Source organism: Rhodococcus sp. RS1C4, from assembly GCF_002258225.1.
Classification (GTDB): domain Bacteria; phylum Actinomycetota; class Actinomycetes; order Mycobacteriales; family Mycobacteriaceae; genus Rhodococcoides; species Rhodococcoides fascians_E.
The window spans coordinates 175,345-187,409 of record NZ_NOXZ01000014.1 but is presented as its reverse complement, the minus strand read 5'-3'; the positions used below and the strand labels follow the sequence as shown (position 1 = coordinate 187,409).

Here is a 12,065-nt window from a genome sequence, read left to right as displayed (position 1 = left end):
CTCCCTCAGTTGCTTCTTTTCTCCGCAAGCAGGGCAAGGCGTCGTAATGCTTCGGAATTGCGCGGGTGCACCAACAGGTGCTGAACCGAATCAGGGACGATGCTTGCAGGCATCGTTGCGGCGTGCTCGATCATTTCGATTCTGCAGCCCGACGCCTGAGGATGAAGACGCAGCGTGATGTGGGCTTTTCCGAAAGGGAGTGCGCGGGCTTCGAGCTGTAATTCGCGTCCCTCGTGCATTCCGACAGACCGGGTCTCGTCGCTCAACACTGCCGGCCATACTCCGACGGAGTGGTGAATTCTCGATCCCTCGGCGGGCCATTTCTCGTCCACGGCGCGGATGCGGCTGGCTCCGACAACCCACGTGGCGTAGTTCCACCCGTCGGCGAGCACTTCCCACACGTCGTCGCAGCTGGCGGTGGTCTCACGTGAGGTGGGCATGCGGAACTTCCTTCGCTGGATAGATACGCCCTGTACTACCCACCGGGGATCCGTTTCACACTTCGTCGGGCACACGCCGTCGTAGAAGGCGTGAGGCAACGACGAGCGCCCCGACCATGGCGGTGACCAGGACCCCGTCGGACACGTCGAGAGCGAGTGCGATGGCGGTGAACAGCGTCGTCGCGCCGACGATGTCGAGCACGATCTTCGTCGGGAGTGCGTCGAGGAGAATCGACTCCTCGGGTTCAGTGCTGTTTTCGGCGTGCGCGGTGTGGTCGAGCGTCATCGGTGAAGGTCCCTTCTTGTCCGCGACACTTGTTCCCCATTTTCATCGGAATCAATCCTTCGCATTTCACGCGCCGGCGTACCGAACGGTCTCCACTGCGGTCATCTCGAATAACGATTCCTAACCCGATTCTGCTTTTCCATTCGCTATTGGATAGCCTTGAAGACAAATCCCTCGATACGAAAGGCCTCGCACCGTGGCGAAGCAGGTTATCTACGAATTGATCGATGACATCGATGGCACGTCGATCGACGAGGGCCAAGGGGAATCCATCGAATTCTCGCTCGACGGTGTCGACTACGTGATCGACCTGAAGAACAAGAACGCCAACGAGTTTCGCAAGAAGGTCGAATTCTACGTCGACTACGCCACTCGTGTCGGTGGGCGTAAGCGCAAGGCCGCACCGGCCGGTGCGGCACAGAGCGCGCCCACAGTGTCCGCCCCGACCACCAAGCGTGATCCGGCACAGACTCGTGCGATCCGGCAGTGGGCCGCGGACAGCGGTTACGAAATCAACGACCGCGGCCGGATTCCAGCGGAAATCGTCGAGGCGTACGAAGCCGCCAACTGACAGCTGTTTTCATGTTCCCGTGACGTGAATCGGGTCGCGCACCGCCACTGTCATTGCCTGGTCGATTCCTGTTTCGGGTAGGAGACAGTGAATTCGAGATAGATCGTCGGCAGCGGGCTGAGAAAGTAGCGGGTACGTGCGTTGTGGGTTCTCCCGCGGTGCAGCCACGGTGTTCGACGGTCGTCGTCGGGGACGAAGGCGTAGTTGATGCGCCTCACACCTGGGTCGTTGGGGGGCGAGGTCCTCGACGAAGTTCATGAAACCCCGGTGCTCACAGGACCCACAGCGCAGTCATGGGCGGGAGGTGAAGGCGAGCGCCCCGCCCAGGCCGCAGAGCGCAATGCCCGCGGTGCCGTCGATGGCCATCCGGGCGCGCCTGCGTCGGAGAAGGCCCTGCAGGTGCACGGTGATGACGACGAACAGCAGCCACCACAGTGCACCGAGGGCAATGTCCAACACTCCGAGCACGACGATCTGCAGGGTCACGCCCGCGGCCGGGTCGATGAACTGGGGCAGTACGGCAACGAAGAACAGGGCGGCTTTCGGGTTGAGAACGTTGGCGAGGAATGCCTGAGCCCAAATCCGCCCGGATCGGTCGGTGGTGTCCGGCGCGGGTCTGCCGCGTACGGCGTCGCGCAGGGATTGGACACCGAGGTACACGAGATACGCGGCCCCGAGGAGCTTGACGACGGTGAACGCCTGGGCGCTCGCGAGCAGTACCGCGGACAGCCCGAGCGCCGCCACGGTCAGGTGGACCATCAGCCCGCTCTGAACGCCCAGAGCGGCGCGGAGACCGTCGGCTCGTGATCGCGACGAGTGTCTGAGCACCACGAACCAGTCGGGCCCTGGAATGACGTACGCCAGCGCCGCGGCGATCGCGAAACCCCACACCATGTGTGTGTTCACGTCTTCACCGTAGCGACGATCGCCCCGTGTGGTCGACAGCCGACGCCCGTTCGGGTGTGCGTTTCGACGACATCGAACGCTCCCAGCCGGTCCGTCAGCGCAGGTACGGGCCACCGATAGGCCGTCGTGACCGCGTGATCGAACGGGCCCAGTTCGGGCGCTTCGAAGAACCCGATCAGCAGGCTTCCACCTGGTCCCAGTACCCGGGCGAACTCCTGGAGCGGCGCGGAGATCTCGTCCGGTGTGTGGTGGATGAGGGAGTACCAGGCCAGGATCCCGCCGACCGGCCCCTGCAGTTTCTCGGCGACCCCGACGTCGAACTTTCGCCCTGGATATCTGCGAGACGCATGTTCGACGAATTCGGGCGTCGGATCGATCCCCCGAACGTCGTGGCCGAGGGACGCGAGATGGTCCGTCCAGTGCCCAGGGCCGCAGCCGACGTCGACGATGGGTCCCGACACCGACGTCGCCCACTCGGTGACCAACTGCCGATCCGACGGGTGCACCGCGCCCATCGAGTCCAGCAGGCGTACGTATTCGGCGACACGATCGGAGTAGGCGGTCACCGAGCAACGGTAGCCTTTCCGGCATACGGAGGTGGCCGGCGGCGCCCCGGTACCCAGCTCCGCGCCACTCCGGTACTCAGCGTCGCTCGACGGGGATCCAGAGCTCGCCGGTTCCCGAAGTCCAGTCGGCGCTCTTCTCGGTGACGGTCAGCAGTTCCGGCCCCGGGACCACTTGGTAGGGGTTGGAAGGGAACCATTCGCTGAACGCGTCGGCCCAGAGTTGTTGCAGTGCAGACTGAAAGTTCTCCGACGCCTGCGCCTCGAACACCACCCACTTCGACGGCGCCACCGGGAGCGAGTCCCACTCCGGATGGTGCGTCGTCGACGCCACCGCGAAGTAGTAATCGAACAGGCTCCCGTCTTCTCGCTCCGGCTCGAATCCGTCACTGACGAAGAGGATCTCGGGTAACTCCGGGACGTCGGCGACCGTTGTGAGCGCCTGCCCGGTTCCGGGTTCAAGGCTCTGGTGGAACTCCGTCATCGCGGTGTTCTCGCCTTGATACTTCAAGGGGATTCGCGTTTTTCTACCGACGATGTGGAACTCCGGCAGGTCGACAATTCGGTATCGCATGGTGCTCCGTCCTTCGATGGTCAGGTGAAATGTCACCGCTTGCTGCGAACGAAGGACTGCACCCGGCCTGCGTGCCGCCGATGGCGTCAGGCCGTTCATCTGGCGGAACGCCCGAGTGAAGGCGTCCGACGACGAGTATCCGTACTTGGAGGCGACGTCGAGAACCCCGACGCCGTCGAGAATCTCCGCCGTTGCCAACGTCATTCGACGCGCTCGGATGTAGTGCGACAGCGACATGCCTGCCAGCGCCGAGAAGACGCGTCGGAAGTGGTACTCCGAGGTGAGCGTGATCCGCGCGAGTTCCGTCGCGTCGATCTCACCCGCCAAGTTGTCCTCGATGTAGCCGAGGGCATCGTTCCACCGACCCAGCATGCCGTCCCTGCCTTCCTTCGTTCTGACCGAAACGATAGGAGCGCACCCGGCGCGGATTCTCGACTTTCCGTGCCGCGAACTGTCGGTGATGCTACCAATGCCAGGCGTCACCGCCGACGTTCTCGACGGTCTGCTGCAGCACGCGAATGGTCGTCGCGAAGTCCTCCGGGCTGATCCCCTGCATCCGTTCGGCGTGCAGGTCGCGTTGGACGTCCGCGGCGTCGCGGAACTTCTCGGCGCCCGCGTCGGTGAACGTCAGCCTGGAGTCTGTTTGCGTCACCCACCCCTTGTGCGTTGCGGAGTCGATGGCGTCGACGATCGCCTGCGGGGTGTCGTTGTGGCCGATCAGCTCGATGGTCGCATCACGATCGACGCCTCCCGGGTGCAGCGAAAGTTGGTGAAGAAGCCACCATTCGGGTTGTGCCACATCGATGTCGCGGAGCGCGCCCTGGGTCCGGGTGCGGATCGCTTCACCTGCGCGGACGGTCCAGAATCCTATGGGTTGCTTTTCCGGCGGTTGCATGTCTCGTGTCGTGTTCATGTACTCGACGGTAGAAGCTCGAGTGCACTCGAGGTCAAACGCTGCGTCAGGATGCATACTCGTGAGATGGCAGACGAGTTCACGTGGTCGCAGTTCTCGTCGATCGTGCTGATCTTCGTCGGTGTGCCGACCGTGATCGGCGGATGCGCGGCATGGTCAGCGCTGTGGTCGGAGAGGGCACGGTTCGCCGGGCAGACGGGTAGTGGACGAGTGGGAGTGTGGGGCACCGGTTCGATTGCGTTCGTCGGTGGGTTCGTGGCGTGCGCCGGATGGCTGAGCTGGTCGGCCGACTACAGGGGAGAGGTCCGAGGGCCCGGATTGCCCGCGCCGAACCAGTTTCCGACGTGGCAGGTAGTAGCCTGCGGCGCAACGGTTGTCGGAGTGTGTTTCGGCGCAGCACGGCTGTCCAGGTGGGTCCGTGCCGGCGGGTTGGCCGCTGCACTGGGCACCGCAGGGGGATTCACGACTGCATTTGCGGTCAGCGCGAGCACCGATTCGACAGGGCAGGCGGGCGTGGGAGTGTTGCTGTCCCAGGTCGGCTGGCTTGCGGCGCTGGTGGTTCTGATGCTGGTTCGCGCGAAGATACTGACGCGCAATTCACGTACGCACCAAGGACCTACGCGTCGCACCGGTACCAGTGGGTGCGACGCGTAGGTCGGGTCCGTGAACCGCGCGTGGGGATTCGTAGCCCGAGTCAGCAGCTGACGTCGTCGTTCGGCATGACTCCGTCGACCAGGTAGTCGGTGATGACGTCCTGGGCGCACTGGTTCTGCCCGAGAGCGTAGACGCCGTGACCGCTTCCGTCGGCGGTGAGGAGTCGCGAGCGGTCGCCGAACATCTCGTTGATTCGTTCGCCGTTGGCGAGCGGTGTCACCGGGTCGCGTCGGTGCTGTGCGACGAGGATGTTCGTCGGGCCGTCGGCCTCCACGGGCACGGGTGGTTCGGTGTGCTCGAGCTGCCAGTACGCACACGGCATGATGTTCGCGGCTGCGGCGCCGAACAGCGGGTTCCTCTCGCGGTCTTCTTCGATCGCCTGCTTGTAGACCTCCGGGTCACGGGGCCATTCGACGTCGTTGCAGGTGACCGCCAGGAAGACCGACCAGGTGTTGTCGAATGCGGACGCTCCGTGTCCGACGGGTGGGCCCTCGGAGGGGAGTGTGTCCAGCGCTGCCCTCCATGTCTGTGCCGTCGCGTCGTACGAAGCCGGGTTGTACAGCGCCACGAACATTCCGAGCCGGAAGCTGCGGCCGTCGAGTCCCTCGACCGGTTCGCGATCCAGCTTGTCGGCGATGGTGAAGTACGTCTGCCGTACTTCCTCCGGCGTACTGCCCAATCGGTACTGCTCGTTGCGCCCCGCCGCCCACTTCGCGAAATCGGGGAAGGTGTCCTCCATGCCTTCGGAGTAACTACGCATACCGTCGCGGTCGAGGTGTGTGTCACCGATGTTGCTGTCCAACACTATTCGGTCGGTCTTGTCCGGGAACAACGATGCGTACGCACCTCCGAGTGCGGATCCGTAGGAGTACCCGAGAAAATTGCCCTTCTCGTCTCCGAGTGCTTGACGGATGCTGTCGAGGTCGCGTGCCATGTTGGCCGTCGTCACGTGCTTCATGCGGCCGTCGTCGCCCTCGGCGCAGTTCTCCGCGACGCGCCTGGCTACGGTGTTCTGCTCGTCGAATGCGCTGTCGTCGTAGGCATACGGTGGAACAGCTCCGCGGTACTGGATGTCGTCGGTGATTCCGCAGTTGATGGGCGACGAGTGTCCGATTCCGCGTGTGTCGATGCCGATGAGGTCGTAAGTGTCCAGTGTCTCCTGCGGTATTCCGCGTTCGACGAGGAACGTGGGTTGGTCCAGTCCGGTGCCGCCGGGGCCGCCGGGATTGAGCATGAGCGAGCCGCGCCGCTCGTCGGGGTTCGTCGACGCGAGCTTGGAGATGGTGAGGTCGATTCGTTCGCCGTCCGGGTCGTCGTAGTCCAGAGGTACCGGTACTGTGGCGCACTGCAATCCGGTGCTGTCGACGTCATCGGGGCAGGCCGTCCACGTGATCGGTTGGTTGTGTGCGGTCCAGTCGTATGCGGCCGTGGCGGGAGGTGGGTGCGCGTCCGTGTCCGGGGTGGAGGATGCCGAACAACCGGCGATCACCGTTCCGGACACCGCGAGGATCAATGCTGGGCGAATCACTTTCATGGTGTTTCCTTTCGGTTCAGTTGGCCGCTGCGTCGAGCAGCCAGTGGTAGCGCAGGCGAAGGCCGCGCTCGATGCTGGCGACGGCAGTGGCAAGGGTGAGCGTGATGTTCAGCCACACCGGCAAGCTGACGGGTGAGGTGAAGACTCCGAGGGAATCGGCGATGGGCGGCGCCTTCGACAACGCGTCAGCGAGCTGCAGAAGCAGCAGCACGACACCGACGATCAGCATCGTTGCCGATACCGCCCCGATGGCGCGGCTGGCGATCGGGTGGTGGCGGTCGAGGCGTGCCCGACGCCCCTCTGCCGACGCGGGGTCCGGCACGAGCTGATGCTCGGTACCGTCGTCGGCGATGAAGTGGCAGCGTTTGAGGCCGAAGCCGCTCATCGCGACGTCGATGATGCCGCCGTCGACGGTGAACGCCGCCGGCAGTGTCGATTCTGCGAGGTGGTGCCCGTCCCGGTAGAGGTCTGCCTTGACGTCTCCCGAGCTCTGGTTCTGCCAGTGCCTGACGTCGATCGCGTACTCCGTGTTCTCGCGCTTCAGGTAGAACAGCGCGCGGCCGGGCAGTTGCCACCAGCGAAATCGCTGTAGTGCGCGTCCGTCGCCCACTCGCACCCGGCGGGTGGCCCTGTGCTGTTTCCATTCGTCGAACACTGCTCTTCCTTTCCTGGTAGAAGCACTAGCACGCTGTACTGTCGTAAGCGATGAGCCGACACTAGCACACTGTGCTAGCACGGCGTGCTAGTCAAGTGGAAAGAGGGACACGATGGCAGAGGTGCTCGATACGCGAGCGAAGATCATCATCGCGGCGTGCGAGATGATCGGCGAGGATCAGGCGTCGACGCTGAGCGTGCGCTCGGTGGCCGCGCGCGCCGGAGTGAGCATGGGGTCGCTGCGGCACCACTTCCCGACGCAGCGCGCCCTGCGCGATGCTGTTCTCGAGACCATCTACGACGTGGTGACGACGGACGACCAGGTCATTCACGACGAGACGGTGCCGGCGCGGGACCGTCTGGTGCAGTGCCTGCGTCTGATTCTGAGCCCGCTCGTCGGCGACAAGGCACGGGAGGCGTGGTTGAACTTCATGGCATCGTTCGTGGAACCCGAACCCACCGACCGGCTTCGCGCCTCGTACGCGGCGATCACCGACGAGGGCAGGCGCAGGGTCGAACACTGGCTGGGCGTCCTGGACAAGGAGGGAGCCCGCGCCGACGGCGACCTGGCTCAGCAGGCGACGTTCCTCAACACCGTCGTCACCGGCCTGTCGCTGGATCGGGCGATGCCCATCGACCATTCGGTTCTGCACACCGAAACCGCCACACTGTATTTCGCGGTGGACGCGGTGCTGACGCCCGCCTCCGGCGGGTGAGTCAGCCGGGGAGAGTTCCCCCGAACCAGGTGGTCAGTGCGGCGGACAATCCGTCGTCGGTGCCCTCTCCCACCCAGGCGACGTAACCGTCCGGCCGCACGAGTACGGCTGTCGGCGCCGGAACTTCGCCGATCAGGGGCAGTTCCCACGGCCCGTTGCATCGCGCGCGCACTCCGTTCACCGACGGCCCGGAGAATTCGAGCAGTACCGGCGCGGCAGAGTGCAGCAATTCGAACACCCTGGTCGGCCCGGTATCGGTGACGAGGTCCAGGTCCGGCATGCGCCGCCCCAGAAGCGGATGTCCGACGCCCATCTCGTAGGTCACGTCGAGTCCGGAGATCAACGCTGCCATACGAGTTGCTGCATCGCCGACGACTATCTCGTCGAGCAGATCCTTCATTGCCTCTTGCCGTGGGTCGGCTTTCTGGAAGAGCGATTGCGCCATCGTGTATTTCAATGCTCGTGCGCCGGCGGGGTGCCGTTCGGAATGGTAGGTGTCCAGCAGTGCGTCGCTGCTGATGCCTCGCACTACCTGAGCCAGCTTCCAGCCGAGATTCACGGCGTCCTGCAGTCCGAGACCGATGCCCTGGCCTCCCGTCGGCGAATGCACGTGTGCGGCATCGCCGGCGAGCAGGATTCGACCTTTCCGGTACGACGCCGCCTGGCGCGTGGCGTCGGTGAATCGGGACAGCCAGGTGGGTGAGTGAACGCCGAAATCGGTGCCGAACACCTCCACGAGACCGCGCCGGAGATCGTCGAGCGAGGGCTCGGTGCCTCGCTGTAGTTCCTTTTCGGTCAGCACTACTCTCACCGTGCCGTCGCCCATGGCGTGCAGGCCGTGAACACCGCGTTCGTCGATTTTCCCGGCAGTGGGAAGTTCTTCGGTGACGGATACGTCGGCGATCAGGCTGCTGCGGGTGGCGTCGGGTCCGACGAAGTCGATTCCGGACTCCCGACGTACGACGCTCCGGCCTCCATCGGCGCCGACGACGTACTGCGCGTCCAGTCTCTCGCCTGAATCGAGAACGACTGCAGCGTTGTCGACGGCTGAACAGTCGACCGAGGTGACCTCGCTGGCCCGTCTGATGGTCACGCCGAGTTCGAGGGCGTGTTCCAGCAGTAAACGCTCGATGTGATTCTGGAACAGCGCAAGGGTGTACGGGTGGCGGGTGGGTAGCTGTCCGATGTCCAGCCGCGTGCCGGCGAACGACGCCACCTGTACGGTAGTGCCCTCGTCGAGGAACCGTTGGGCTATCCCTCGCTGATCGAGTAGTTCGATTGTGCGGGAGTGTATTCCGCCGCCTCGGGAACCCACGAGGTCCTGGGACGAGCGTCGATCCAGGAGAAGGGCGTCCACCCCGGCCGATTTCAGTTCGGCGGCGAGCATCAACCCCGTCGGACCGCTGCCGACGATCACCACGTCATACACGGCGACCTCGCTTTCGGGAGGGTACGAGTAGCGGGACGAGTCGAACGTACGCCACCATGCCGACCAACTCCACCAACGTCTGCGTCACCACGACCACCGCGGCTACCGACAGAGAATCCGGCAGAGCGAGCGCCAACGGCAGCACGACGAGCGAGTTACGGGTAGCGCCGGAGAAGACCAGCGCACGCGTCGCCGGTACGTCCTGACGGGCGATCCGTCCCGCGGCCAGACCGACGAAAGCCATGACCACGAGAAACGCGATGAATACGGCTACCGCGGAGGCCAGTTCCGTTCCGCGGCCACGAACGGAATCGATCTGCGACGCGACCACCACCAGCAGGGTGGCCATCATCAACGGAACCATCGCTGCCGCCGCGACGTCCATGATTCTCCGGCCGATCGTGTGCCGGCGCGCCACCGCCTGTGTCACAGCCGCCGATCCGAGAGGAACGACGACGAGGAGGAAGAATGCCTCGGCGAACGGCGTCACATCGATGGCGGACACCACATCGGAGCCGACGAACATCCACAGATACAGTGGCAGAAAAGCGATTTGAAGAAGCATCAACAGTGGAGCCGCGGCAAGCAGACGCTGTGACGCGGCTCCCGCCAGTCCGCTGAACACGATGACGTAGTCGATGCAGGGCGCCAGCAGCACCAGCAGAATCCCGACGAGAACCGCCTCGTTGCCGGACACGGGCCGCGTCAGAGCGAACACCACGATCGGCACCGCCACGAAGTTCAAGAGCACCGCGGCGGCGAGAAACCGAGTGTCCTTCAGCGCCTTTCCGATCGAGGCGAACGGGACTGCGAGGAACGTCGCGTACAACAGCACAATCAGGACCGGGTTGATGGCGTGTTCGAACACCGGCGCCGACTCCGGTGACGCCGACCCCACCACGGCTCCGACCGTCAAAGCAGCCAGATACAAGGGAATCTGGTGCCTCTCGAGCCAGGTGTGCATACTCGTCACAGTAGTGGGCCGCGTCGTGTTCCGGGGTTCGGCTCGGGGCCTATCGGTAGTCGAAACGGATGAACACCGTGTCGTTCGGCCCGTGGGTGCTCACGTGGGCTCGCACCTGATACACCTCCCAGATCAGATCCTCGGTCAGTACCGCAGCCGGGGTGCCCGCAGCGACCACTCTGCCCTGCGACAGCACCACCATGTGGGTGCAGAACATCGCTGCGAGGTTGAGATCGTGCAACGCAACGACGCTGGTGATGGGCAGCCGGGAGACGAGGGACAGTAGTTCGAGCTGGTGATGGATGTCGAGGTGATTGGTCGGTTCGTCGAGCAGAAGCTCGCGCGGTTCCTGGGCTAGGGCGCGCGCGATCTGCGCCCGCTGTCGCTCGCCACCGGACAGTTGGTGCCACAACCGGTGCGCCTTGTCGGTCAACCCGGTGTGTTTCAACGCAGCGTCGACTGCCTTCTGGTCCGCCGACGCATTACCGCCGAATGCGCCACGGTGCGGGATGCGGCCGAGCCGGACGACGTCTGCGACGGTGATGTCGAAATCCGTGTCGGCGTGCTGACTCACCACGGCAACGGCTTTCGCGATGTCGCGTCGACGCATGCCGGCCAGTTCCGCGTCGTCGAGCGTGACGACGCCGGACGTCGGCTTGACGGCGCCATTCATCAGTTGCAGCAGTGACGATTTGCCGGATCCGTTGGGGCCGATCAGTCCGACGGTATCGCCGGGCGCCGGTGTCAGAGTCACCCCGTCGACGACGAGAGCACCCCCGCGCTGCCACCGCACGTCGGACGCTGCGAGTGTCATGCGGACTTCTTCCGTCTGGCCAGGATGGCGATGAATGCAGGAACTCCCACCAGCGCCGTGCCGACGCCGACGGGCAGAGGCGTCGGCGCGAAGGCGACACGGGAGACGGCGTCGACCCAGACCATGAACACCGCGCCCATCAGCGCGGTCACGGGGATCAGCCGGTTGTGTCGTGATCCGATGAGAAACCGTGCGGCGTGCGGCAGTACGAGGCCGACGAAGCCGATGGCGCCTGCGACGCTGACGAGCGTCGCGGTGATGAGCGCGGTGACGACGAGCAGTGCGGTACGCGCCGCGCGGACGTTGATGCCGAGGGATGACGCCACTTCGTTGCCGAAGCTGAAGGCGTCGAGGACGAAGGCGTAGTAGAAGCAGAGGGCGACGCCCACGGCGACCACCGCGACGCACAGGACCACGTCGTCCCAGCGAACGCCTTCGAGTGATCCGAGCAGCCAGAACATGACTCCGCGGGTCTCGTCGGAGTCGGCGAACGCGAAGATCACGAGCGAAGTCAACGCCGAGAAGAGTTGTGTGCTGGCCACACCCGCGAGAATGACCCGGTCGTTGTTTCCGCCCGACAGGTGGGCGAGCAGAAGGACGAGCCCGAACGCGACGAGGGCACCGACGAACGCGCCACCGGACAGGCCCAGTGCGGCACCACCGATTCCGAGGATGCCGACGACTACAGCTCCTGTCGAGGCTCCCGAGCTGATGCCGAGCACGAACGGGTCCGCCAGCGGGTTTCGCAGCAGCGACTGCATGATGACACCGCAGATACCCAGGCCGCTTCCGCATGCGGCGGCGACGAGGCTGCGAGGCAGTCGTTCTTCCCAGACGATCGCGTTCTTGGACACCTTGACCGGTATGTCGGTCAGACCCAGATGATTGGTGACGACGTCGCGGACGTTGACCAGCGACACACTCGCAGGCCCCAGCGTCATCGCGACGGCGACCGATGCCACGAGCAGGACGAGGCCGCCCGCCAGAACGGCGGGCAGACCCAGCCCGCGACGTACTGCAGGTGCCGTGGTGTTCAGGACTGTGGTG

General features: G+C 64.6%; 16 protein-coding genes. 3 read left to right on the top strand and 13 right to left on the bottom strand.

Features of this window, described 5'->3' with window-relative positions:
- Positions 1 to 5: 5 nt before the first annotated feature.
- Positions 6 to 440 carry an SRPBCC family protein gene (locus CH289_RS06105; RefSeq protein WP_019665668.1) on the bottom strand — a complete coding sequence of 145 codons (435 nt, stop codon included), beginning with the start codon at positions 438 to 440 and terminating at the stop codon, positions 6 to 8.
- 55 nt (positions 441 to 495) lie between these two features.
- Entirely contained in the window at positions 496 to 726 is a 231-nt protein-coding gene (locus tag CH289_RS06100; RefSeq protein WP_019665669.1) for a hypothetical protein, read from the bottom strand.
- A 196-nt stretch (positions 727 to 922) separates the two neighbouring features.
- On the opposite strand from CH289_RS06100, the gene CH289_RS06095 reads away from it, so the two are divergent.
- A complete protein-coding gene (locus CH289_RS06095) occupies positions 923 to 1,297 on the top strand; it encodes a histone-like nucleoid-structuring protein Lsr2 (RefSeq protein ID WP_019665670.1) in 375 nt (124 codons plus the stop codon).
- Between the two features lie 50 nt (positions 1,298 to 1,347).
- On the opposite strand, the gene CH289_RS28200 is transcribed toward CH289_RS06095, so the two are convergent.
- From CH289_RS28200 to CH289_RS06075, 5 genes are all read right to left on the bottom strand, one after another.
- On the bottom strand, positions 1,348 to 1,515 hold the full coding sequence (locus CH289_RS28200) for a hypothetical protein (RefSeq protein WP_179276749.1): 168 nt from the start codon (positions 1,513 to 1,515) through the stop codon (positions 1,348 to 1,350).
- Between the two features lie 73 nt (positions 1,516 to 1,588).
- Complete coding sequence (locus tag CH289_RS06090; RefSeq protein WP_019665672.1) at positions 1,589 to 2,203, bottom strand: LysE family translocator; 615 nt, start codon at positions 2,201 to 2,203, stop codon at positions 1,589 to 1,591.
- On the bottom strand, positions 2,200 to 2,769 hold the full coding sequence (locus CH289_RS06085) for a class I SAM-dependent methyltransferase (protein ID WP_020110551.1): 570 nt from the start codon (positions 2,767 to 2,769) through the stop codon (positions 2,200 to 2,202). Before CH289_RS06085 ends, CH289_RS06090 begins: the two co-directional genes overlap by 4 nt.
- 76 nt (positions 2,770 to 2,845) lie before the next feature.
- Positions 2,846 to 3,712, bottom strand: a complete 867-nt coding sequence (locus tag CH289_RS06080) for an AraC family transcriptional regulator (RefSeq protein ID WP_094727569.1) — start codon at positions 3,710 to 3,712, stop codon at positions 2,846 to 2,848.
- Positions 3,713 to 3,803: 91 nt separating this feature from the next.
- Positions 3,804 to 4,253, bottom strand: coding sequence for a MarR family winged helix-turn-helix transcriptional regulator (locus CH289_RS06075; RefSeq protein WP_019665675.1), 450 nt, complete (start codon positions 4,251 to 4,253; stop codon positions 3,804 to 3,806).
- A 66-nt stretch (positions 4,254 to 4,319) separates the two neighbouring features.
- Here CH289_RS06075 and CH289_RS06070 point away from each other — a divergent pair, with 66 nt between their 5' ends.
- Positions 4,320 to 4,907: a hypothetical protein gene (locus CH289_RS06070; RefSeq protein ID WP_037158764.1), complete on the top strand. Its 588-nt coding sequence runs from the start codon at positions 4,320 to 4,322 to the stop codon at positions 4,905 to 4,907.
- 40 nt (positions 4,908 to 4,947) lie between these two features.
- On the opposite strand, the gene CH289_RS06065 is transcribed toward CH289_RS06070, so the two are convergent.
- Complete coding sequence (locus CH289_RS06065) at positions 4,948 to 6,441, bottom strand: alpha/beta hydrolase (protein ID WP_094727568.1); 1,494 nt, start codon at positions 6,439 to 6,441, stop codon at positions 4,948 to 4,950.
- Between the two features lie 16 nt (positions 6,442 to 6,457).
- Positions 6,458 to 7,096, bottom strand: a complete 639-nt coding sequence (locus tag CH289_RS06060) for a hypothetical protein (RefSeq protein ID WP_179276748.1) — start codon at positions 7,094 to 7,096, stop codon at positions 6,458 to 6,460.
- A 112-nt stretch (positions 7,097 to 7,208) separates the two neighbouring features.
- Here CH289_RS06060 and CH289_RS06055 point away from each other — a divergent pair, with 112 nt between their 5' ends.
- Entirely contained in the window at positions 7,209 to 7,811 is a 603-nt protein-coding gene (locus CH289_RS06055; protein ID WP_094727566.1) for a TetR/AcrR family transcriptional regulator, read from the top strand.
- Between the two features lies 1 nt (position 7,812).
- Here CH289_RS06055 and CH289_RS06050 read toward each other — a convergent pair whose 3' ends face one another.
- The 4 genes from CH289_RS06050 to CH289_RS06035 are packed head-to-tail and all read right to left on the bottom strand — an operon-like array spanning position 7,813 to position 12,055.
- Positions 7,813 to 9,240 carry an FAD-dependent monooxygenase gene (locus tag CH289_RS06050; RefSeq protein WP_094727565.1) on the bottom strand — a complete coding sequence of 476 codons (1,428 nt, stop codon included), beginning with the start codon at positions 9,238 to 9,240 and terminating at the stop codon, positions 7,813 to 7,815.
- Positions 9,233 to 10,204, bottom strand: a complete 972-nt coding sequence (locus CH289_RS06045) for an arsenic resistance protein (RefSeq protein ID WP_020110558.1) — start codon at positions 10,202 to 10,204, stop codon at positions 9,233 to 9,235. The genes CH289_RS06050 and CH289_RS06045 overlap by 8 nt, the downstream gene beginning before the upstream one ends.
- Positions 10,205 to 10,253: 49 nt before the next feature.
- Positions 10,254 to 11,018 (bottom strand): ABC transporter ATP-binding protein, encoded by a 765-nt coding sequence (locus CH289_RS06040; protein ID WP_037184267.1) that lies wholly within the window; start codon positions 11,016 to 11,018, stop codon positions 10,254 to 10,256.
- The gene (locus CH289_RS06035) at positions 11,015 to 12,055 is read right to left on the bottom strand and encodes a FecCD family ABC transporter permease (protein ID WP_462052395.1); all 1,041 of its coding nucleotides are present in this window, start codon (positions 12,053 to 12,055) and stop codon (positions 11,015 to 11,017) included. Before CH289_RS06035 ends, CH289_RS06040 begins: the two co-directional genes overlap by 4 nt.
- Positions 12,056 to 12,065 lie beyond the last annotated feature (10 nt).